Annotated in this window: 21 protein-coding genes and 1 tRNA gene; 7 read left to right on the top strand and 15 right to left on the bottom strand. The window is 71.8% G+C overall.

Annotated features, from left to right (window positions below; genetic code table 11):
• Positions 1–7: 7 nt before the first annotated feature.
• Positions 8–235 (top strand): FAD-dependent oxidoreductase, encoded by a 228-nt coding sequence (locus tag OG534_RS12245; protein WP_326588116.1) that lies wholly within the window; start codon positions 8–10, stop codon positions 233–235.
• Between the two features lie 27 nt (positions 236–262).
• Complete coding sequence (locus OG534_RS12250; RefSeq protein ID WP_326588117.1) at positions 263–1,084, top strand: NAD(P)/FAD-dependent oxidoreductase; 822 nt, start codon at positions 263–265, stop codon at positions 1,082–1,084.
• 202 nt (positions 1,085–1,286) lie between these two features.
• On the opposite strand, the gene OG534_RS12255 is transcribed toward OG534_RS12250, so the two are convergent.
• The 3 genes from OG534_RS12255 to OG534_RS12265 all read right to left on the bottom strand — a co-directional run bounded on the left by OG534_RS12255 (position 1,287) and on the right by OG534_RS12265 (position 6,363).
• Positions 1,287–3,149 carry a tetratricopeptide repeat protein gene (locus OG534_RS12255; RefSeq protein WP_435813571.1) on the bottom strand — a complete coding sequence of 621 codons (1,863 nt, stop codon included), beginning with the start codon at positions 3,147–3,149 and terminating at the stop codon, positions 1,287–1,289.
• A gap of 202 nt (positions 3,150–3,351) precedes the next feature.
• Positions 3,352–3,425 (bottom strand) — tRNA-Met (locus tag OG534_RS12260).
• A gap of 52 nt (positions 3,426–3,477) precedes the next feature.
• Positions 3,478–6,363, bottom strand: coding sequence for a UPF0182 family membrane protein (locus tag OG534_RS12265; protein ID WP_326593568.1), 2,886 nt, complete (start codon positions 6,361–6,363; stop codon positions 3,478–3,480).
• A gap of 131 nt (positions 6,364–6,494) precedes the next feature.
• On the opposite strand from OG534_RS12265, the gene OG534_RS12270 reads away from it, so the two are divergent.
• Positions 6,495–7,064 carry a PPA1309 family protein gene (locus tag OG534_RS12270; RefSeq protein ID WP_326588119.1) on the top strand — a complete coding sequence of 190 codons (570 nt, stop codon included), beginning with the start codon at positions 6,495–6,497 and terminating at the stop codon, positions 7,062–7,064.
• A 24-nt stretch (positions 7,065–7,088) separates the two neighbouring features.
• Here the strand turns inward: OG534_RS12270 and OG534_RS12275 are convergent, their stop codons facing one another.
• The 4 genes from OG534_RS12275 to OG534_RS12290 all read right to left on the bottom strand — a co-directional run bounded on the left by OG534_RS12275 (position 7,089) and on the right by OG534_RS12290 (position 10,522).
• Entirely contained in the window at positions 7,089–8,180 is a 1,092-nt protein-coding gene (locus tag OG534_RS12275) for a YlbL family protein (RefSeq protein ID WP_326588120.1), read from the bottom strand.
• Positions 8,181–8,302: 122 nt separating this feature from the next.
• Complete coding sequence (locus OG534_RS12280; protein ID WP_326588121.1) at positions 8,303–8,500, bottom strand: hypothetical protein; 198 nt, start codon at positions 8,498–8,500, stop codon at positions 8,303–8,305.
• 145 nt (positions 8,501–8,645) lie between these two features.
• On the bottom strand, positions 8,646–9,107 hold the full coding sequence (locus OG534_RS12285; RefSeq protein WP_326588122.1) for a molybdenum cofactor biosynthesis protein MoaE: 462 nt from the start codon (positions 9,105–9,107) through the stop codon (positions 8,646–8,648).
• A gap of 257 nt (positions 9,108–9,364) precedes the next feature.
• A complete protein-coding gene (locus OG534_RS12290; protein WP_326588123.1) occupies positions 9,365–10,522 on the bottom strand; it encodes an SDR family oxidoreductase in 1,158 nt (385 codons plus the stop codon).
• 193 nt (positions 10,523–10,715) lie between these two features.
• Between OG534_RS12290 and OG534_RS12295 the strand changes: the two genes are divergently transcribed.
• Together OG534_RS12295 and OG534_RS12300 are read left to right on the top strand one after the other, a co-directional pair.
• Complete coding sequence (locus OG534_RS12295) at positions 10,716–12,173, top strand: zinc-dependent metalloprotease (RefSeq protein ID WP_326588124.1); 1,458 nt, start codon at positions 10,716–10,718, stop codon at positions 12,171–12,173.
• Complete coding sequence (locus OG534_RS12300) at positions 12,170–12,700, top strand: NUDIX hydrolase (protein WP_326588125.1); 531 nt, start codon at positions 12,170–12,172, stop codon at positions 12,698–12,700. Before OG534_RS12295 ends, OG534_RS12300 begins: the two co-directional genes overlap by 4 nt.
• 74 nt (positions 12,701–12,774) lie before the next feature.
• On the opposite strand, the gene OG534_RS12305 is transcribed toward OG534_RS12300, so the two are convergent.
• The 4 genes from OG534_RS12305 to OG534_RS12320 all read right to left on the bottom strand — a co-directional run bounded on the left by OG534_RS12305 (position 12,775) and on the right by OG534_RS12320 (position 16,690).
• The gene (locus tag OG534_RS12305; protein ID WP_326588126.1) at positions 12,775–13,530 is read right to left on the bottom strand and encodes an AIM24 family protein; all 756 of its coding nucleotides are present in this window, start codon (positions 13,528–13,530) and stop codon (positions 12,775–12,777) included.
• A 17-nt stretch (positions 13,531–13,547) separates the two neighbouring features.
• On the bottom strand, positions 13,548–14,228 hold the full coding sequence (locus tag OG534_RS12310) for an AIM24 family protein (protein WP_326593569.1): 681 nt from the start codon (positions 14,226–14,228) through the stop codon (positions 13,548–13,550).
• A gap of 20 nt (positions 14,229–14,248) precedes the next feature.
• Positions 14,249–15,913, bottom strand: a complete 1,665-nt coding sequence (locus OG534_RS12315; protein WP_326588127.1) for a TerD family protein — start codon at positions 15,911–15,913, stop codon at positions 14,249–14,251.
• A gap of 138 nt (positions 15,914–16,051) precedes the next feature.
• Entirely contained in the window at positions 16,052–16,690 is a 639-nt protein-coding gene (locus tag OG534_RS12320; RefSeq protein ID WP_442807074.1) for a M48 metallopeptidase family protein, read from the bottom strand.
• A 126-nt stretch (positions 16,691–16,816) separates the two neighbouring features.
• On the opposite strand from OG534_RS12320, the gene OG534_RS12325 reads away from it, so the two are divergent.
• Positions 16,817–17,962: a ThiF family adenylyltransferase gene (locus OG534_RS12325; RefSeq protein WP_326588129.1), complete on the top strand. Its 1,146-nt coding sequence runs from the start codon at positions 16,817–16,819 to the stop codon at positions 17,960–17,962.
• 89 nt (positions 17,963–18,051) lie between these two features.
• Positions 18,052–19,380 carry an ABC1 kinase family protein gene (locus OG534_RS12330; protein ID WP_326588130.1) on the top strand — a complete coding sequence of 443 codons (1,329 nt, stop codon included), beginning with the start codon at positions 18,052–18,054 and terminating at the stop codon, positions 19,378–19,380.
• A 13-nt stretch (positions 19,381–19,393) separates the two neighbouring features.
• Here OG534_RS12330 and OG534_RS12335 read toward each other — a convergent pair whose 3' ends face one another.
• The 4 genes from OG534_RS12335 to OG534_RS12350 form a co-directional block, all read right to left on the bottom strand.
• On the bottom strand, positions 19,394–19,600 hold the full coding sequence (locus OG534_RS12335) for a hypothetical protein (RefSeq protein WP_326588131.1): 207 nt from the start codon (positions 19,598–19,600) through the stop codon (positions 19,394–19,396).
• A gap of 100 nt (positions 19,601–19,700) precedes the next feature.
• Positions 19,701–20,030: a hypothetical protein gene (locus OG534_RS12340; RefSeq protein ID WP_030385926.1), complete on the bottom strand. Its 330-nt coding sequence runs from the start codon at positions 20,028–20,030 to the stop codon at positions 19,701–19,703.
• The gene (locus OG534_RS12345) at positions 20,027–20,398 is read right to left on the bottom strand and encodes a WhiB family transcriptional regulator (protein WP_326588132.1); all 372 of its coding nucleotides are present in this window, start codon (positions 20,396–20,398) and stop codon (positions 20,027–20,029) included. The genes OG534_RS12340 and OG534_RS12345 overlap by 4 nt, the downstream gene beginning before the upstream one ends.
• Before the next feature lie 195 nt (positions 20,399–20,593).
• The gene (locus OG534_RS12350; protein ID WP_442807075.1) at positions 20,594–20,923 is read right to left on the bottom strand and encodes a hypothetical protein; all 330 of its coding nucleotides are present in this window, start codon (positions 20,921–20,923) and stop codon (positions 20,594–20,596) included.
• Positions 20,924–21,089: the final 166 nt, after the last annotated feature.

Below are 21,089 nucleotides of genomic sequence, written 5' to 3' on the forward strand. Positions count from 1 at the left end.
GTCGGACATGCGTGTGTCAGTCATCGGGGGCGGCGTCGCCGGAGCGGCGAGCGCGATCGCCCTGCGCCGGGCGACCGGCGCGGAGGTCACGGTCCACGAGGCGTACGAGGACCCGGCGGGGCAGGTGGGCTCGTTCTTCAGCCTCGCCGTCAACGGGCTGCGCGGGCTGGACTCGCTCGGCTGCCTCGCCGAGGTCCAGGCCGCCGGGTTCCCGGTCGCCCTGCAGCGGATGTGATCCGCCTCGGGCAAGCTCCTCGGGGAGGTGCCCCGCGGCCGGCGCGCCTCGGACGGCCTGCACAGCACGACACTGCTGCGCGGGCGGCTGGTGGAGGTCCTGCGCGCCGAGGCGGTCCGGGCGGGGGCCCGGATCGAGACGGGGCGGCGGGTGGACCCTGCGGACCTGGACGCGGACCTGGTGGTGGCGGCCGACGGCATCTGGTCCGCGACCCGCTCCGCGTTGGACCCGGCGGCGCCACAGGTGCGGTACGCGGGTCTCTACAGCGTGTCGGGAGTCTCCGAGGGCGTGCACCTCACCCCCGGCACCTACCACTTCGTCTTCGGGCTCCGCGGGGCGTTCCTCTGCGTCCCTGCGGCCGACGGCACGGTCTGGTGGTCGGCCCAGGTGCCCGCACCGGAGCCCCCGGCCTCGGAGGAGGTCACCCGGGGCCTGCTGGCCGGGCTGTACGGCAAGGAGGAACTGCCACTGTCCCTGATCCGCGCGGCGACCCGCGTCGACCGCCCGATGCCGATGCACCGGCTGGCGGAGGTGCCCGTCTGGCACGACGACCGCACCGTACTGATCGGCGACGCGGCCCACCCGGTGGGCGCCGGGCAGGGCGCGTCGATGGCGATCGAGGACGCGGTGGCCCTGGCGCGGTGCGTGTCGACGGTCCCGGGCGTCCGCGCGGCCCTGACCGAGTACACCCGCCTGCGCCGCCCGCGCGTGACGCGCATGACCCGCGCCGCGGCGACGAACCGCGACTCGAAGACCCCGGGCACGATGCAGCGCCGCGTCAACGACCTACTGATGCCCCTGGCCTTCCGCCACGTCTACGCCCGCTCCACGCCATGGCTCTACCGCTGACCCGCACCCTCACAACCCAGCCTCGCCACACACACCCCAGCCTCGCCGGGCCAAATCCAGCCCCGCCGGCGTTTGAGGCGCGGGGTCCGGGGCGGAGCCCCGCTCTCTCAGCCCCGCCGGCGTTTGAGGCGCGGGGGTCCGGGGGCAGCGCCCCCGGCAACGGCGCCGCACCCGCGGACCTCGGCGGAGCCCCCGCCAGGGATCACGCCGAGAGCTCCTCCGCCAACGCCTCCCGCAGCCGAGCCGCCCGCTCCGAAACCTCCGCCGGCCCGAGCTCCATGGCCCGAACGCACCACTTCTGCCCCTCCGCAAGGTCCCCGTGCCGCGCCGCGAGCAGCCCCAGCCGCAGCGCGGCACGCCCGTGCCCCGCCACCGCCGCCCGGGTCCACCACAGGGCGGCCTCCGGCTCGCTCCCCTCACGGGCCAGCAGCAGCCCCAGGTTGAACGCCCCGTTGCGGGACCCGGCCTCGGCGGCCTCCCGGTACCACCGCGCGGCGACCGCCAGGTCACCCCGCGCGGCGGCCAGCATGCCGACCCGCACCTGGGCCCGGCGGTGCCCCAGCTCGGCGGCCCGCTCGTACCACTCCTCGCTCTCGGTGCGCGGCGCGCCGCCCACCGGCTCGCCCAGCGCCACCGGCTCCGGCGGCGGAGCCAGCGACTCCAGCAGCGCGGCCAGGCGGAACGCCGCCTCCGCGCTGCCACCGCCCGCCGCGCACCGCAGGTGTCGCTCGGCGGCCCGCTCCTCCCCGTCCCGCACCAGCGCGATCCCGACCTGCAGCGCCGCGTCGGTGTGGCCGGCGGACGCGGCCCGCTCGTACCACTTCAGCGCCGTCCGGTCCTCGTCCCGGCTGGCGAAGAGGATCCCGAGGTTGAACGCGGCGTCGACGCTGCCCGCCTCCGCCGCCTTCGAGAACCACGGCTCGGCGCCCGCCGCGTCCCCGACCTGGAGCAGCATGATGGCCAGCGCGTTGGCCGCCTCACGGTGCCCGGCGTAGGCCGCCCGCCGGTACCACTGCTCGGCCTGCGCGGTCCGCTCCTGTGCGACGCACAGCAAAGCAAGGTTGTACGCCCCGTTTTGATCGCCCGCGTCCATGGCGGTCCGGTACCAGCGCTCCGCGGTCTGGGTCTCGCCGCGGGCGGCGTGCAGCGCGCCCAGCGCGTTCGCCGCGTTGCCGTCGCCGTCCTGCGCCGCCCGGTGCCACCACGTGGCCGCGCTGTCCTCGTCGCCGGCATCGCGCAGCAGGAAGCCGAGCGCGCACGCGGCGCGCGCCTCCCCCTGCTTGGCGGACGTCAGGTACCAGCGCCCGGCCTCCTTGAGCTCCCCGCGCGCCTCCAGGAGCGCGCCCAGGTGCAGCGCGGCACGGCGGTGGCCGCGGGCGGCGGCCTGCCGGTACCACTGCTCGGCCTCGGCGGGGTCGCCCTTGCGCAGGTGCCTCGCCAGCCGGTACGCGGCTTCGCGGTGGCCCTGTTCCGCGGCAGCGCGGAACCACCGCTCGACACCCTTGTCCCCGCGGTGCTCCAGCAGGTCGGCCAGCCCGTACGCGCCCAGCGCATGGCCGGACTCCGCCGCCTGCCGCATCCAGTACTCGGCGGCGGGCTCGTCCCCGCGCTCGCGGAAGTGGCGGCCCAGGGCGTGCGCGGCCGGCGCGGATCCGGCCACGGCGGCGACCCGCCACCAGTCGGCGGCCTCTTCGGGGTAACCCCGCTGGTGCAGCAGCACGCCGAGGTTGTTGGCGGCGGCGCGGTCCCCTTCGCCGGTGGCCCCGCGCAGGTACGGCTCGGCCCCGTCCAGGTCGCCGCGGCGCAGCAGCAGCGCGCCGAGCACGCTCATGGCACCGGGGTCGCCCTTGTCGGCGGCCACCCGGTGGCGGGCTTCCAGCTCGGCGTCGCTCGCCGGGTCGGTCTCGGCGAACATCTCCTCCGTGCTGTGCTTGTCCAAGAAGTCCGCATCGGTCAGTGCGGTCTGCGCGTCGGCGACCGGAGCCGCCCCCTGGGCCTCTGCGCCCGACTCGGCCTCCGCCCTCACAAACCGCCCTGTCTCCAGCAGAGTTGACCTGTCCCCCATAAATCCCATCGTCGCATCACCTGCTACCCGCGTACACCTGGTATGTCGCAGCCAGTGAGGTCACTACAGCGTTTTGTCGACATGCCCACAGTGGGGTAAGTCAAACACGCTCCACCGACAACTCACCCGCCTCAGCTACCGCGTGTCCGCTCCGGACATGACGAAGGCCCGGATCCCATTGGATCCGGGCCTTCATCTTCAGTAGCGGGGACAGGATTTGAACCTGCGACCTCTGGGTTATGAGCCCAGCGAGCTACCGAGCTGCTCCACCCCGCGTCGGTGAAACCACAGTATCACGACGCGGGACGGAGCCATTACCCATTGATCATCAGCCGCCCGGCGCGGGTGCGGGTGCCGTGGTCTTGGCCTCCGCCTCGATCGCCCGCTTCAGTGCCGCCTTGATCTCGTCCTGGGCCTTGCCGAAGGCCGCCCAGTCGCCGGCCTGCCGGGCCTTCTCGGCGTCCTCGATGGCCTTCTGCGCGTCGGCGAGGGCCGCCTTGACCGTCGGGTCCTGGCTGGTCGGGGGCGTGACGGTGCCCTCGCCCGGCGGCTGGTCCGGCGGCACCGGCGTGGTCGGGGCCTCGGCCCCGAAGACCACGTTCAGCGCCTTCTCCAGGGTGTCCTCGAAGGCGGTCTGGCCCCCGTAGGTCACGAGCACCTTGCGCAGCAGCGGGTACTTCAGACCGGAGCTGCGGACGTACACCGGCTCCACGTAGAGCATTCCGCCGTCGAGCGGCACGGCGAGCAGGTTGCCGTACTCGATCTCCGAGTCACCACCGCGCAGCAGGCGGATCGACTCGGCGATCTTCGGTTCGGACTGGAACTTGCTCTGGACCTGACCGGGGCCGTCCGGCGGCTTGCTGGTCGGCATCTTGAGAATGCGGATCTTGCCGTAGTCCGGGGTCCCGGGATCGGCGTTGACCGCCATGAAGGCACTCAGGTTGGGCCGCTCGTTCGGCGTGAACGTCGTGGTGAGCGAGAAGACCTGGTCCTTCTCCTTCTGGCCCGGCATCTTCATCGACAGGTAGTACGGCGGAACCGCCGTGCCGGCCTTGGTCGTCGGGTCGTCCGGGACCGCCCATGCCTCACTGCCGCTGAGGAAGGTCTGCGGGTCGGTGACGTGGTACCGGGTCAGCAGCTCGCGCTGGACCTTGAAGAGGTCCTGCGGGTAGCGGAGGTGGTCCATGAGCGGCTTGGAGATCTCGCTCTTCGACTTCACCGTGCCCGGGAACGCCTTCATCCAGGTCTTCAGGACCGGGTCCTCGGTGTCCCACTGGTACAGGTTGACCGAGCCGTCGTACGCGTCGACGGTGGCCTTCACCGAGTTGCGGATGTAGTTGACCTGGTTCTCCTGGGCCACCACCGCGCGCTGGCTGTTGGTCAGCGAGTCGGCGGTGCTCTGGCCCAGCGTGGTGCGCGAGGCGTACGGGTAGCCGTTGGTCGTCGTGTAGGCGTCGACGATCCAGACGACCCGCTTGCCGATGACGGCCGGGTAGGGCGCACCGTCGATGGTCAGCCAGGGCGCGACGGCCTCGACGCGCTGCTTGGGCGTGCGGTTGTAGAGGATCCGCGAGCCCTCGCCGATGGCGCCCGAGTACAGGATCTGCGGCTCGCTGAAGGAGAGCGCGTACGCGGCGCGGTTGAGCGGGTTGTCGAGGTTGACGCCGGAGTCGCCCTTGTAGCTCGTCTCCTTCTCGCCCTTGTCGTCGGAGTAGTCGAGCTCCTTCTGCGGCCCGCCGACGATCGAGTACTGCTTCGTCTGCTCGCCGTAGTAGATGCGCTGCTCGAAGTCCGTGCCGAACATCCCCTTGGAGGGCAGGTCGGACTGGGTGAAGTCGGGGGCGCCCTGGTCACCGACGGTGGTGCCCTTGGCCGCGACCACGCCGTAGCCGTGCGTGTACTTGAAGTGGTCGTTGATCCAGTTGTTCTTCGGGATGCCGCCGATGTTCAGCTCGCGCAGCCCGATGACCGTGTCCTGGCCGCTGTACCGGTCCACGGCGAGCGTGGACGGGAAGGCGTAGTAGCCCTTGACCTGCTGGAGCTGCTGGAACGCGGGCGACACGATGTTCGGGTCGAGGAGCCGGATGCTGGCCGTGGAGTCGGCCACCGGCCGCAGCTTGCTGCGGTCCTCCGTCTGCGGGGAGCCCGGATAGTCCGACACCTCGGACCCGGCGACCCCGTAGGCGTCGCGCGTGGCCTTGATGTTCTTCTGGACGTACGGGGATTCCTTGGCCTGCTCGTTCGGCTGGACCTGGAACTTCTGCACGATCGCCGGGTAGAGCCCGCCGATCAGGATCGCGGAGAGCACCATCAGGCCGAAGCCGATGACCGGCAGCTGCCAGGTGCGGCGCCACAGCGTCGCGAAGAACAGCACGGCGCAGATCGCGGCGATGGCGACGAGGATCGTCTTCGCCGGCAGGTAGGCGTTGGCGTCGACGTACCGCAGGCCCGTCCAGTTGTCGGCGGCCTTGAAATCACTCGACTTCACGGCGAGCCCGTACCGGTCGAGCCAGTACGCGAGCGCCTTGAGCGAGACGAAGAGGCCGAGCAGCACCGACAGGTGCCCGGTCGCGGCGGCGGTGGCCCGGGCGCCCGGGCTGGTCACGCGCAGTCCGCCGTACAGGTAGTGCACGACGGCCGCGGCGATCACCGACAGCACGACCGCGGCGAAGCCGAAGCCGAGCAGGAAGCGGTACCAGGGCAGGTCGAAGGTGTAGAAGGACACGTCCATGTTGAACTGGGGGTCCTTCGTTCCGAAGGCCACCCCGTTCACGTACATGAGCCAGGTCTTCCACTGACCGGCCGCCGAGGCGCCCGCGATCAGGCCGACGAGCACGGCGATGCCCAGCAGCAGCCACTTCTTGTAAGGGGCGATGCTCATCCGGTAGCGGTCGAGGCTCTGCTGCTCCATCGACATCGCGCTGAGCGGCGGCCGCAGCCGGTGCGCCAGCCAGATGTTGAACCCGACGGCACCGGTCATCAGCAGACCGAAGACGGCGAAGAGGCCGATCTTGGTCCACAGGGTGGTGGTGAAGACCGTGGAGTACTTGACGGAGCGGAACCAGAGCCAGTCCGTCCAGAACCCCGCGAACATGATGAAGAGCATGGCCAGGACGGCCAGCACGCCCAAGGTCATAAGGAGAGTGCGGGCTCGCCGGGACGGGCGGCCGACTCTCATCCGTGGCCCGGAAGGGCCTCCGCCGCGGTCCGGCATCTGGAAAGCCAAGGTGGCCACCTCGAAAGTCGCTGAGTCTGGTATTGAACGGGACCCCCGATCGTAGAGCCCATTCATGCAACTTACTGAGGCTCCGGTCAGTTCCCGGTATGGGGCGGAAAGGAGGCAGGATGTTGCCCATGTCCAACGTTTCGCCTTCCCCCGGCACCCCCATGGCGGCCAGCCCGCTGACCCGCGCCTGTCTCGAGATCGACGAGTACGCGGCCGGCCTCGGCTGGGACAAGCCCGCGCGGCTGTTCGCGCTGGTCGACACCGCCCGGCTCAAGAAGCAGGAGCCGCGTCTCGCGAGCCAGCTCGGCCTCGACCAGGACGACGCCGGCAAGTCCTCCCTGACCCCGATCGAGCAGGACGAGGTCCCGGCCGGGACCCCCCTCGACAAGTTCCTGGGCACCATCGCCTGGCCGGACGCCGTCGTCGGCTGCGCGCTGACCGTGGAGCGGCTGATGCTGCCGCCGTCCGCGGAGGCCTCCGTACCGGAGGGGCTGAACGACAAGCAGCTGGCGAAGTGGGTCGCCGGGCACCCGGAGCGGCAGGAGGTCCGCCTCACCGTGGCCGTGCTGCGCGACGGCTCGCGCGAGTCGGCCGTACGGCTGCGCGAGAAGGACTCCTCGACCGAGGTCCTCACCGGCGGCGGCCTGGTGCCCGGGCTCGCGGAAGCCCTGGCCGCGACCTTCTCCTAGGGCTTCAGCGGGGGGACGGACCGGTCAGGGCTTGGTGCTGCACTGCGGCAGCCCGGCCGGGTCCCCCTTGCTGATCTTCTCCAGCGACTTCGCGGCGTCCTCGATGGTGGAGACCTTCACCAGGGTCAGCCCGTCGGGCACGTGGGCGGCCGCGGCGGCGCAGTTGTCCGCGGGCGTCAGGAAGTACTCCGCCCCGGCCTGGCGGGCGCCGATGGTCTTCATCTGGATGCCGCCGATGGGTCCGACCTTGCCCGTGTCGTCGATGGTGCCGGTGCCCGCGACGAACTTGCCGCCGGTCAGGTCGCCCGGGGTGAGCTTGTCGACGATACCGAGGGCGAACATCAGGCCGGCGCTCGGGCCGCCGACGTCGGCGAGCTTGATGTCGATCGTGAACGGGAAGGCGTGGTCGGTACCCGCCCGGATGCCGACGATGGCGTGGCCGTCGCCCTCCGCCTTGCCCGCGGTGATCGTGATCTTGGAGGTGCCGGCGGGCTCGCGGTTCGCCTTCGCGGCCTCGGCCGCCTCGGCGGCGGGCACGATGGTGAACTCGACCGGTTCGCCCGGCTTGTGCTTGGTGACGAGCTTGGCGACGTCCTCGGGGGCGGTGACCGGGCTGCCGTCCACGGCCTTGATCACGTCACCGGCGTGCAGCCGGCCCTCGGAGGGGCTGGACTTCACGACGGAGGAGACGATCACCCGGGCGGTGACCGGGATGCCGAGCTGCTTCAGGGCTGCCACCTTGGCGCTCTGCTGCGACTGGCTGAACTCCTCGGCGTTCTCCTGGGTGGATTCCGCGTCCGTCTTGCCGTTCGGGTAGAGGTTCTCGTGCGGCACGACGATGTTGTCGCCGGCCACCCAGCCGTACACGGCCTCCACCAGGCTCATGTCGTAGTCGGCGCCCGTGACGCGGACCGTCGTCATGTTGAGGTGCCCGCTGGTCGGGTACGTCTGGCGCCCCGAGATGTGCAGGACGGGCTCGCCGTGCGAATCCCCGAGCGTGTTCACGGTCGGTCCCGGGCTCATCTCGGAGTACGGGACCTTCATGAACACCCCTGCGCAGAGCAGCGCGAACAGCACCAGGGTGGAAGCGAGCATCGTCGCAGTGCGGCGTGGCATGGATCCGACAGTACGGGACGGCCCTGGCGGGCGGCCCTCGGGGCCGGTCCGTACGGGCGCCGCACGCGAAACTCTCAGCGGAATCTCACGGAGGGGGAGCGGGCCTGGAGGGGACGGGCGCCTCAGACGGCGTCGGAGCCGGAGTGCGCCTCGGTCTTGGGCCTGGTCTGATCGGCGTGGGCCATGGCTTCACGGAACCGCGCGTAGCCGGCGAGCTCGGATATGTCACCTTGTGTGCGGTCGCGTGCCGCCCAGCTGCCCCATATGCCCGCGCCGACCGCCGCGAACAGCGGAATCAGCAACCACGCCAAAGACGCCATGGGCGTGCCTCCCTACCCCGAACTACGTTTCGTTGGTGGCTTCAACGCTCGTGCCCGTGGGGGGGTTACGCAAATCGAGGGCGTGTTGCGCGGCCGAACGGGTGCGAGGTTACCGCCATCCGGGGAGAGCACAGCGACCGGGGGTTCAGCAGGCGCCGACCCACTCCTCGGTGCCGTCGGCGAAGGTTTGGTGCTTCCAGATCGGGACCTCGTGCTTGAGGTCGTCGATCAGCATCCGGCAGGCCTCGAAGGCCTCGCCGCGGTGCGGGCAGGAGACGGCGACGACGACGGCCAGGTCGCCGACGGCCAGGTCGCCCACGCGGTGCACGGCGGCCAGGGCGCGGACCGGGTACTTGGCCACGACGCGCTCGGCGACCCGGCGCATCTCGGCCTCGGCCGTCGGGTGGCAGGAGTAGCCGAGCGAGTCGACGTCCGCCCCGCTGTCGTGGTTGCGCACCGTGCCGACGAAGAGCGTCGTGCCGCCCGTCGCGTCGTCGCCGACGGCCTGGAAGACCTCGTCGATCGAGAGCGGGGTGTCACGGATCTGGAGCAGCCGGATCGGGTCCTGCGCGGCCTGCTCGCCGGGGTGATCGAAGTGCGGTGCCATGCCTTCATCGTGCCCTAGCGGCTGACGAGGCGAAATAGCAGATTCGCCCGTGCCGCACCCAATCCCTTGGGACCCTCCTACGAACCCCACCCCTTCCGGCCCCGCCGCACCAAATCAGCCCCGCCGGCGTTTGAGGCGCGGGGTCCGGGGCGGAGCCCCGCTCATTTCAGCCCCGCCGGCGTTTGAGGCGCGGGGGTCCGGGGGCGGCGCCCCCGGCAACGGCGCCGCACGCGACCGGGTGCTCCGGCCCGGCAGGGTCAGATCCCGCGCCGCTTCCGAGCCAGGCGCACCGCCGCAGCCGCACCCAGCAGCGCAACCGTCGCACCCGCCGCACCCGCGGCCGTCGCGGCGTCCCGGCGGCCCAGCCGGCGCCCCGCGACCGTATGACGGCCCGCGACCTCCTGGAGGAGCTCCGCGAGCACCTCCTCGTTCGTCCAGCGCGGCCGCCAGCCCGCCGCGTGCAGCCCGCTGACGCTGACCACCCACGGGTGCATCGTGTACGCGAGGTCCCCGGCCGGGGACGGCGTCAGGCCGATCCGGTGCAGCCGGGCCGCCGCGCCCAGCGCGACCGCCGACGGGAGCTCCATGCGGCGGATGCCGCTGAGCTCCTCGACCTCCTCCTGCTCCAGCCACCCCTCGCAGCCCACGGCCAGCTCGCCCTCGACCTTCTCCAGGGCCGCGTACTCCAGGGCGCTGACCAGGTCCTCCACGTGGCAGAACTGCCACTTCGGGCGGGATCCCGCCACCACCAGCAGGCGCGGGGACTCGAAGTACCGGGTCAGTGCGGTGTCCGTGCCGCCGACCAGGACCGCCGGACGGATCACGGTGACGTTCAGGCCGGGGTGCGCGCGCGGGGCCCGGCGGCCGAGGCGCTCGATCTCCAGCAGGTCGCCGACGCCGGTTGCCTCGGCCGTGGCCCGCAGCTCGGAGTCCTCCGACAGCGGGATGTCATTGTCCGGCAGGGCCCCGTAGACCATCGCCGACGTGCAGAGCACGACCCGGTGCACGCCCGCCGCGGCGGCCGCGGTGAGGACGGTCTGGGTCCCGCGCACGTTGTACGCCGTACGGGCGGCCGGGTCGGTCTCCAGATCGAGGTCCAGGGCGAGGTGGACCACGACGTCCGCGCCGCGCAGCTTCTCGGCGATCGCGGGGTCCCGTACGTCCAGGACGTGCCACTGCGCGGTCGCGCAGTCCCCGCGCCGCTCGTCGATGGCGACGACCTGCTTGACCTCGTCGGAGGCGGCCAGGCGGCTCACCAGGGCCGCGCCGACGCCCGACGCGGCGCCGGTCACGGCGATCACCGGGCCTCGCACGGCCGGGTTTCGCGGCCGGCGAACGCTCTGGGCGCTGTCACCGTGGTCAGGGCGGTCTTCGTCGTCGGGCGTCGCGCGAAACTGCGGATCTGGGGAACTCACCGGGCGTCTCCAGCGGTTGTCTTCAGTAGGGACGCGCCGTGACGCGTACCCACCAGGTGATGTCCATCCTGCCGCAGCCCAGGAGTCGGCGGAGCACCGAGCCCGTATGCGGGCTCCGGTGTCTACGCTGGGTGGTGTTGTCGGACCATTGCCCGTCGGCTCCCGCCGGCGGCCCTACGAGCCGAGGAAACCCGTGAGCGACACCCCATTCGGATTCGGCCTCCCGCCGGAGGAGCCGGACAACGGCGACGAAGGCAGGAAGAAGGGCAACCAGGGCGGTCAGGGCGGCCCGGCGAATCCCTTCGGGTTCCCCGGCATGGGCCTGCCGGGCGGTGCGGGCGGACCCGGTGGCGCGGACAATCCGTTCGCCGCGATGTTCGGTTCGATGAACCCGAACGACCTGGGCGCGGCCTTCCAGCAGCTCGGCCAGATGCTCAGCTACGAGGGCGGTCCCGTGAACTGGGACATGGCCAAGGACATCGCCCGCCAGACCGTCGCCCAGGGCACGGCGGACGGCGTGAAGGACGCGAGCGTCGGCATCGCCGAGAAGTCCGCCGTCGAGGAGGCCGTGCGCCTCGCCGACCACTGGCTGGACGGCGTGACCTCGCTGCCCTCGGGCGCCACCACGGCCGTGGCCTGGAGCCGGGCGGAGTGGGTCGAGGCCACCCTTCCGGTGTGGAAGGAGCTCGTGGACCCGGTCGCCGAGCGGGTCGGTGCGGCCATGGGCAGCGTCCTGCCCGAGGAGATGCAGGCCATGGCGGGCCCGCTGCTCGGGATGATGCGCTCCATGGGCGGGGCCATGTTCGGCCAGCAGATCGGCCAGGCCGTCGGCACCCTCGCGGGCGAGGTCGTCGGTTCCACGGACATCGGCCTGCCGCTGGGCCCGGCCGGCAAGGCCGCGCTGCTGCCGCTGAACATCGAGAGCTTCGGCAAGGACCTGAGCGTGCCCCCGGACGAGGTGCGGCTGTACCTGGCCCTGCGCGAGGCGGCCCACGCCCGGCTCTTCGCCCACGTGCCGTGGCTGCGCTCGCACCTGTTCGGCGCGGTCGAGGGCTACGCCCGCGGCATCACGGTCGACACCTCGAAGCTGGAGGACGTGGTCGGCCGGCTGGACCCGTCCAACCCCGAGCAGCTGCAGGAAGCGCTGCAGGGCGGCATGTTCCAGCCGCAGGACACCCCCGAGCAGAAGGCCGCCCTGGCCCGCCTGGAGACGGCGCTCGCGCTGGTCGAGGGCTGGGTCGACGCGGTGGTGCACGAGGCCGCGAAGCCCCGGCTGACCTCGGCGGACGCGATGCGCGAGACGATGCGGCGGCGGCGCGCCTCGGGCGGCCCTGCGGAGCAGACCTTCGCGACGCTGATCGGTCTGGAGCTGCGTCCGCGCCGGCTGCGCGACGCCTCGCGGCTGTGGGCCTCGCTCACGGACGCGCGGGGTGTGGACGGCCGCGACGGGCTGTGGGAACACCCGGACATGCTGCCGACGGCCACCGACCTGGACGACCCGGACGGCTTCGTGCACCGCGAGCAGCTGGACTTCTCGGAGATCGACAAGATGCTCGGCGAGGCCGCCCGGAAGCGCGACCAGCGGGACGCGGGCGACGGCGACGGCACCGGCACCGGCACCGGCACGGACGAAGGCGAAGCGAAGAAGTGAGCCTGTACGACGACGCGGTTCTCGTGCTGAAGGGCTACGAGGACCAGCCCGAGCTGCGTGACGCCTATCTGGAGCACCTCGCCGCCCACCCGGACGGGGTCTACAAGCCCTGCCGGGCCGGGCACGTCACCGCCAGTGCGCTGGTGATCGACCCGGCGGCGCGGCGCGTGCTGCTGACCCTGCACAAGAAGCTGGGCCTGTGGCTGCAGATGGGCGGCCACTGCGAGCCCGGCGACGACACGCTGGTCGCGGCGGCGCTGCGCGAGGCCCGCGAGGAGTCGGGCATCGCGTCGGGGCTGAGCGTGCTGCCCGGCGGCCCGGTGCGCCTGGACCGGCATCCGATCCCCGCGCCGTGCCACTGGCACCTGGACGTGCAGTACGCGGCGCTGGCTCCGGCCGACGCGGTGGCGGAGATCAGCGAGGAGTCGCTGGACCTGCGCTGGTTCCCGTACGAGGAGGTGGCGGCGGTGGCCGACACCTCCGTCGTCCGGCTGATGGAGGCGACCTTGGCGCGGCTCGGCGGCTGAGCCACGGGCACGGCGAAGGGGCGGTCCCTCTCGGGGCCGCCCCTTCGCCGTGCCGGAAACCGTGCAGGTGACCGTCAGTTCCAGGCGTTGTTCTGGTTCTGCCCGTGTGCGCCGTTCTGCCCCATGCCGAACTGGGCCGCGGCGCCCTGTCCGACCTGGGCGTTCTGCGGCGGCAGCACCTCGCTGGGCTGCACCAGCGCGAAGCCGGTGCCGAGGAAGCTGAGCTCCCAGCCCTCGCCGGTGTTGCCGCGCCGCCGCCAGACTCCGCTGGAGTGCGTCTGCGCCTGCATCTGCACGCGCAGCGAGGTCGACCAGGCGACGATCGCGTCCGCGTCGACGTTGACGTACTTGTCGGGCGTCACGTGCATCATCAGCGGCTGCCCGGAGGTCATCAGCGCGACCTTGCCGCGGCCGGTGATGTTGAGCTGGTACTTGCCGGAACCGGAGATCCCGTACTGGCTGTCCACCGCGATGACCTCGGTGTGCAGGGTGGAGTCCAGGGCCAGCACGTAGCTGCTGTCGACCGTGAGGCCTTCCTGGTCCACGTCCACGACGTGCACGTACTGGGCGAGGTTGGCCAGATAGACCGTGCCCTGCCCGGAACAGCGCATGAGGTCCAAGCCCTCGCCGGTGCGGCGGCGGGCGTTGCGCTGGCTGGTGCTCTGGTACTCGCCGTCGAAATCGATGAGGCCCTGGTAGGCGACCATCGCGCCCTTGCGGGCGAGTACGTCGTCGGAGCCGGTCAGCGAGACCCGCAGCAGCTGCGGGTTCTGGATGGCGTACCGCTCCTGGGACTGCGCCTCGGCGTGGGCGAAAAGTGCGCTCTGCATGATGTGTCCGCTCCCCCTCAGCCCCGGATCCGGAGCCGGTCGGTGCTGTCCTCGCTGGGCTGTACTACGACGATGCCCTGGCCGGAGAAGGCCATCTGGTAGGCCTCCCCGCTGCCCCGGCCGATCATCGACGAGGCCTTGAAACTGCGCTTGCCCTTGACCTTGAGGTTCGGCGACCAGGCGACGAGGGCGTCCGGGTCGACGTACGTCTCGTCCTCGCCGCGGCCGCAGTCGACCACGATCGGGGTGCCGCGCGAGGTCAGGGCGACCCAGCCGGTGCCCGCGATCTCCACGTTGAACAGGCCCTGGCCGGCGAACTTGGCGAGACCCTTGACCCGCTCGACGCCCCACTGGAGGTGGGCGTCGAAGGCGAGCAGGTTGGTGCCGTTGACCGAGAGCGAGTCGTTGTTGAGGTTGATGACGACGACGTCGGCGCCGTAGTCGGCCAGGTAGAGCAGGCCGTCGCCGGTGCACTTCATCAGGGGCGCGCCTTCGCCGGTTGCCCACTGCGAGGCCATCTGGCGGACGGCCGGCGGGTTGGGCTCGTACTGGACGAAGCCCTCGTAGGCGACCATCGAGCCGGTGCGGGCGAAGAGGTCCTGGCCGCTCTGCATGGCGACCTTGAGCATCGCCCGGCCGTGGTTCTCCATGCGGGCCGTGACGGGGGTCGGGGCGAAGCCCGCGAGCTGCTGGTTCATTGCGTTCATGTCGGGCTCCCTCAGACCTCGTACGGCTGGACGACGATGAAATTGCCGGGAGCGCCGCGGAACTGGAGGTTCACGGTCTCCCCGCTGTGGCCCGGGTAGGCGTTGCGCCGCAGCCGGACCTGGCTGGACAGGATCACCTGCGCGGCGGAGGACCAGGCGACGATGGCGTTGCTGTCCGCGAAGGTGGTCGGGGTGACGGGCAGGACCACCGGGACGCCGTGCGTCTTGACGATGACCGTGCCGGTGCCCTGGAACTGCATGGTGAACAGGGCGCCGCCGGGAATGCCGTGGCCCTCGATCCGGCGGATCTCGTGCTGGAGCGACTCGTCGAAGGCGAGCACGGCCTCGGCGGAGACGCAGATTCCGTCGCCCTGGAGCTCGATGGCGTGCAGGTGGGCGCCGTCCTCGGCGAGGAAGACCTGGCCGCGGCCGGTGCACCGCATGAGCTGCATCTCCTGGCCGGTGGCGTTGCCGACGATGCGTCCGGCGAAGCCCGCGCCCTTGTAGCTGAAGTCGACCTTGCCCTGGTACAGCACCATGCTGCCCTGGCGTGCGAGGACGGCCTGGCCGCCCATCGCGAGGTCGACCCGCATGAGTTGCTGGTTCTGCGGGGTCCAGCGGCTGCCCGTGGGGGCTTCCTTGTACGGCTGGAGCGCGGCGGCCAGTCCGGCGGCCGGGGCCGCGGCCTGGGGCGCGTAGCCGGGCTGCTGGCCCGGGACCTGGCCCGGGGGCTGGCCGGGGACCTGACCGTAGCCCGGCTGCTGCCCGTAGGGCGCCGGGGCGGGCGGCGGGACCTGGCCCGGGTACTGGCCGGGGACCTGTCCCGGAACCTGACCGGGGACCTGGCCGTACGAGGGCTGCTGCGGCTGCGGCGGCTGGCCGTACGGCGCGGGGGCCTGCGGGGCGATCGGCGCGGCCATGGTGGGCGCGGCGTGCACCGGAGCGGGAGCCGCGGGCTGCTGGTACTGCTGCGGCTGCGGCACGGCGGCGGGCGCGGGCGCACCGAAGGACGGCGCGGGGGCCGGTGCCTGCGGGGCCTGCGGGGCCGGAGCCGGGGCGCCGAAGGACGGGGCCGGTGCGGCCGCCTGCGGCGGCGCGCCGAACCCGGGCGAGGCGGCGGCCGGGGCCTGCTGCTGCGGCTGCGCCTCCTCGGCGACCTCGCCGCCGAAGTTCTTCAGCAGCGCGTCGAGCCCGCCGTCGAAGCCCTGGCCGACGGCGGCGAAGCGCCACACGTCCTTGAGGTAGAAGTCGCCGAGCATCACGGCCCGCTCGGTGGTGAACTCCGCACCGGTGAACGCGTACCGGACGACTTCTTCGCCGCCGGCGACGATCCGGATGTAACCCGGGCCGACCTGCGACATCTGTCCGGCGCCGTCGATGGTGGCGGTGAAGGACAGCTTGTGGATGGACGCCGGAATGCGATCCAGCGTCACCCGGAAGGATTCGGTGTCGCCCGACTGCGCACCGAGTTGCTGAATGGACTCTTCCGGCGACTTCGGCTGATTGAAGAAGACGAAGTAACGGTCGTCCGACAACTGCTCATTGGCGTCGAGGCCGAAACAGCTGATGTCGAAGGTGAGTCCGGGCCCGGCGATCTGGACGCCTACGTACAGATCGGTGCCCGCCGTCAGATCACTGATCTTGGCCTTGTGGCCGCGTTGGAATTCCCTGGCCATACGTAACGACCGTCCCCCATCCCGACTGTGAATACGTGCCGCTCAGGCTAACGGCATCTGCCGACATCCGGCCAAGTCGGTACCGACCCGGTACAAAGACACTGGGTGACACGACCGGCGGACGCCGGAGTTCCGGGCTCATTCATCGCGGGCGGCGGGCACTTTCGGGAGGCGCTCGGCCGCCACCACGCCCTCCAGGTACCCGCGGGCCCGCTCGGTGCGCGGGTAGGCCTCCAGCAGTTCCCAGAAGCGGGGGCCGTGGCCGGGCACGAGGAGGTGGGCCAGCTCGTGCAGGAGGACGTAGTCGATGACGTACTCCGGCATCCCCTGGAGGCGGTGCGAGAGCCGGATGCTGCCCTCGGCCGGGGTGCAGGAGCCCCAGCGGGTGTTCTGGTTGGTGACCCAGCGGACCGTGCGGGGGCGGGCCCGGCCGTCGAAGTACTGCTCGGACAGGCGCTCGGCGCGCTCGGTGAGTTCCGCGTCCCCGAGGGTGCGCTTGCTCTCCTGGGCGGCCAGCTTGTCGAGCATGACGCCCACCCAGCGCTGCTCCTCCGCCTCGGACATCCGGGCAGGGATGAGGACGACCGTACGGTCACCCTCGCGATAGGCGGATACGGTCCTGCGGCGGCGCGCGCTCCGGCGGACTTCGACGGCGCGCTGCGGTGGGTCGGCGGACACGCCACGACGGTACCCGGTACCGGTGGCCGAAGTCCCGACCGTCCGGCCCTCGAACACGGGCGATTCGCGGCCGATATCCGGAACACCATTTCCCTTCATCTCATATGCCTAATACCTCTCACCTGTGGACAATTTCCTGCACCGTTTCCGGCGGACGGGCAGTGTTGCGGGAGAGCGGGAAACAGGCGGCGCGAGTCCGCACGGGAAATCGAGGGGGGACCGGACATGTATCCGAAGGTGAAGCCGGCGCTGGCGCGGGCCTGGCGGGATCGGGAGACGGTGCAGTTCGGGGTGACGCCCGCCCATGCGGTGGTGCTCGGCCCCGTGGACACGGCGACGGGTGCGCTCATCGACCGGATCGACGGAACACGGGGGATGGAGCTGCTGCGGGCCGAGGCCTCGGGGATGGGCCTGCCGGACGGCCGGGCCGACGAGGTGGTCAGGCGGCTGGCCGGGGCGGGTCTGCTCGACGACGCGACGGCGGGCGGCCCGCGGGCCCAGGCCGTGCGCAGGCATCCGGAGGCCGTGGAGCGGCTGGGGCCCGATCTGGGCTCGCTCTCCCTGGTCCACCGGGAACCGGGCGGGGACTTACGGGGTGTCGCCGCGCGCCGGGTGATACGGGTGCGGGTGCGCGGGAGCGGCCGGGTGGGCGCCGTCATCGCCGCGGTCCTGGCCGGGGCCGGCGTGGGCCGGGTCGACGTGCTCGACGGGGGCCGGGTGGAGCCCGCGGACGTGGCCCCGGGCGGGCTGGATCCCGGGAGCGTGGGCCGGCTGCGGGCCGAGGCCGCGGGGAAGCTGGTGCGCGCGTCGGCCCCGGGGCGCGGCCCGCGGACCGCGGAGGACGAGGGCCCGGAGCCGGGGCTGGCCCTGGTGGTGGTCGCGCCGCGGGACGGGCTGCAGGCCTGGGCCCCGGATCCGGACACCGCGGCCGACTGGGTCGCTACGGGCGTCCCGCACCTGTACGCGGGGGTGTTGGAGGGGACGGGGCTGGTGGGGCCGCTGGTACTGCCGGGCGCGACGGCGTGCGCGGGGTGCATGGAGCGCGAGCGGGTGGACCGGGACGCGGCCTGGCCGAGGATGCTGGTGCAGTGGCGCTCCGCCCACCGGCGGCGCACGGGCGCCGCGTGCGACCTGGGCCTGTCGACGGCGGTGGCCGGCCTGGCCGCGGCCCACGCGCTCTCCTTCCTCGACGGGCGGCTGCCCGCGTCCACCGCGGCCCGCTGGGAGACGGCCCTGCCCGCCCTCCACTGGGAACCCACCCCGGTCCACCCCCACCCCGACTGCCCCTGCGGCGCGAGCGCGGAACGTCCGGGCCCGCCCGAGTACGCCGGACCGGTCGCGGGGGAGGATCGGGAGCGGACCGGCCAGTAGGGCCATGACAGGATGCGTTGAGGCTGTCGGGTCGGAGGGTTCCTGAAACCGCCGCTTGCTGCGCAGCTGTCTGGGAAATGGAGGGGCGTATGTCTGATCTTCCCCGGAAGGCGGTCACCCGTACCGTCAAGCTGGCCGCGCTGCCGCTCGGCATCGCGGGCCGGGCCACCTGGGGGCTGGGCAAGCGGATCGGGGGCAAGTCGGCGGAGATCGTGGCACGCGAGCTCCAGCAGCGCACCGCCGAGCAGTTGTTCCGCACGCTCGGGGAGCTGAAGGGTGGTGCCATGAAGTTCGGGCAGGCCCTGTCGGTCTTCGAGTCGGCCCTGCCCGAGGAGGTCGCCGGGCCCTACCGGGCGGCGCTGACCAAGCTCCAGGAGGCGGCCCCGCCGCTGCCCGCGGCGACGGTGCACCAGGTGCTGTCGGACCGTCTCGGCGCGGACTGGCGGGACCTGTTCGAGGAGTTCGAGGACAAGCCGGCCGCGGCCGCCTCGATCGGGCAGGTGCACCGGGCGGTGTGGCACGACGGCCGGCAGGTGGCGGTCAAGGTCCAGTACCCGGGTGCGGGTGAGGCGTTGCTGTCGGATCTGAAGCAGCTGGGCCGGTTCGCGGGGCTGCTGGGTCCGCTGATCCCCGGCATGGAGATCAAGCCGCTGATCAAGGAGTTGCGCGACCGGGTCTCGGAGGAGCTCGACTACGAGCTGGAGGCCGAGGCCCAGCGGACGCACTCGGACGCCTTCGTGGACGACCCGGACGTGGTCGTGCCGGACGTCGTGCACCAAGGCGACGAGGTGCTCGTGACCGAGTGGATGGAGGGGACCCCGCTGTCGGAGGTGATAGCGGACGGGACCCAGGAGGAGCGCGACCGCGCCGGACAGCTGCTGGCCCGGTTCCTCTTCTCCGGTCCCGCGCGCACGGGCCTGCTGCACGCGGACCCGCACCCGGGCAACTTCCGGCTGATACCGGGGGCGGACGGCCGGATGAGGCTGGGCGTCCTGGACTTCGGCACGGTCGACCGGCTGCCCGGCGGCTGGCCCAAGCCCATCGGCCGGTCGCTGCGGATGACGCTCGACGGCGATGCCGAGGGGGTCTACGGGCACCTGCGCACCGAGGGGTTCGTGAAGGAGTCCATCGATCTGGACCCCGACGCGGTGCTGGACTACCTGAAGCCGATCATCGAGCCCGCCGAGGCCGAGGAGTTCACCTTCACGCGGCCGTGGCTGCGCGGACAGGCCGCGCGGATCGCCGATCCCCGCTCCCCCGCGCACCAGTTGGGCCGGCAGATCAATCTGCCGCCCTCGTACCTGCTGATCCACCGGGTGACGCTCAGCACCATCGGGGTGCTGTGCCAGCTGGGCGCGACGGTGCGGCTGCGAGACGAACTGGACGCCTGGCTGCCGGGGTTCGCATCCGCCGAGTGACGCCGTAGGGGTGTCACCACCAGGACGAGTCGAGCCTGCCTTCGATCGCCCGGAGATTGGCGCGCGCGCAGTCGACGCAGAAGTACTGTCTGGTCCCGTTCTCCACCGAACAGGTCCAGGTGGGCGGGGCGCCGTCGGGGGCTTCTGTGCCACAGCTCGCGCAGACGACGGGCTGGGCCTCGGATCCCGACGGGGCGGGGTGGGGAGTCGGCTGGTCCACCTCCAGACGATATCCCCGTCCGGGGTGGACAGCCCCGCGCAACGCACCGGGGGGACCGGTCCGTTCGGACCGGTCCCCCCGGGGACGCTGTTTTCAGCTCTTAGTGCATGACGGCCATGGCCAGCGCACGGCGGGCGCGCATGGAGACGCGCTCGGCACGCCGCTGCATGCGGCGGGCGGCGACCAGGCGTACGGCGTGACGCTCGACGTCCACCTCACGCATGAGCTCGTCCATATGAGCACGAGCCAGGGCTTCTGGGATGAGTTGCATTTCGCGGGTCCTGTTCTGACGCGAGGTCATCGCGCCGGCGGTGATGAAGTCTGCGTGGGCGGCGCCGTGGGGCTGCTCGCTCGTGGTGTGGGCGGTCATGAGGGCCTGCTTCAAGGGGTCGTGCGTCAGGGGGCGGTCGATGGTTCCGATGGCGGTCATGCCGCGACAACCGGGTTCTTGCGCGGACGGCCACGGGGCCGCTTGCGGGCGACGACGACACCCTGGACGAAGAGCTCGCCACCCCAGACACCCCAGGGCTCGCGGCGCTCGATCGCCCCGGCGAGGCAGGCCTCGACCAGCGGGCAGGTGCGGCAGAGCGACTTGGCGTACTCGACGTCGGCCGGGGACTCGGCGAAGAAGACCTCGGGGTCGAAGGTACGGCAGGGAACCGGGACGCCGAGGTTCTCGATGGCGTCGTCGAGCGCGGTCAGCGCGGTGAGCGGGGTCAAGGTGTGGTCCTCCGGGACTGCGGGCGGGGAGATCGTTCGGGACTGCGGTACGGACGGGGCGTGCGCTTCGAGTTGCACGGTGGTTTCTTCCTCGTCTTGTTCGGCTGGTCGTTCCGGCCGGTCGGCCGGGTTCGGCTGGGCTGCCATCACACCGACTGGTGCTGCCAGTCCCGAGACCCCTTCGCTCCGTCGTCCCCGATCGGGGACAAACAGAAGGGCCGCGGATCCCGGGTGGGGTTCCGCGGCCCTGAAGGCGCCGGCCTGATCATGCGATCAGACTGGATCACTCCAGGGTTCGAGCCCACGGAAGGCCCACATCAGGTGGTGCTGCTGCTTCGTCTGCTTCGTCTTGGCTCCGGCACCGGCTGCGGCTGCGGCTGCGAAGCCATAGCCGCCATGCGCCTGAGCTTCTGCTGCCAGTACTGCCACCGGTGCCAGGGTCGGTCGCTCATTGCGCTCACTGACCGGAAGGGTCGCCAGCAGGGCGGGGCGGTCGGCGGAAATCGCGGACACACCGGTACCCAGAAGGGAGACGGAACCGAGCAGGCAGGAAGCGTCGACCGAGCGATCGGTCATTTTGGTGAAGGTCATGAAGCTGGTCACTGGTCTCGCCTCCTCTCGGCGTCTCGGGGACCCGGCCCGAGGGCCTGTCCCATGCGTATTCGGATAAGTACAGCACGGATCCAGGGCTTTGGAGAAGCCACCGTTTCCGTTGCTAAGAACCTATGGGTCTTCGCTGGGCATGTGCAAACTATTTTTCCGACGAGTT

Origin of the sequence: Streptomyces sp. NBC_01294, from assembly GCF_035917235.1 — a bacterium.
GTDB classification, from domain to species: Bacteria; Actinomycetota; Actinomycetes; order Streptomycetales; family Streptomycetaceae; genus Streptomyces; species Streptomyces caledonius.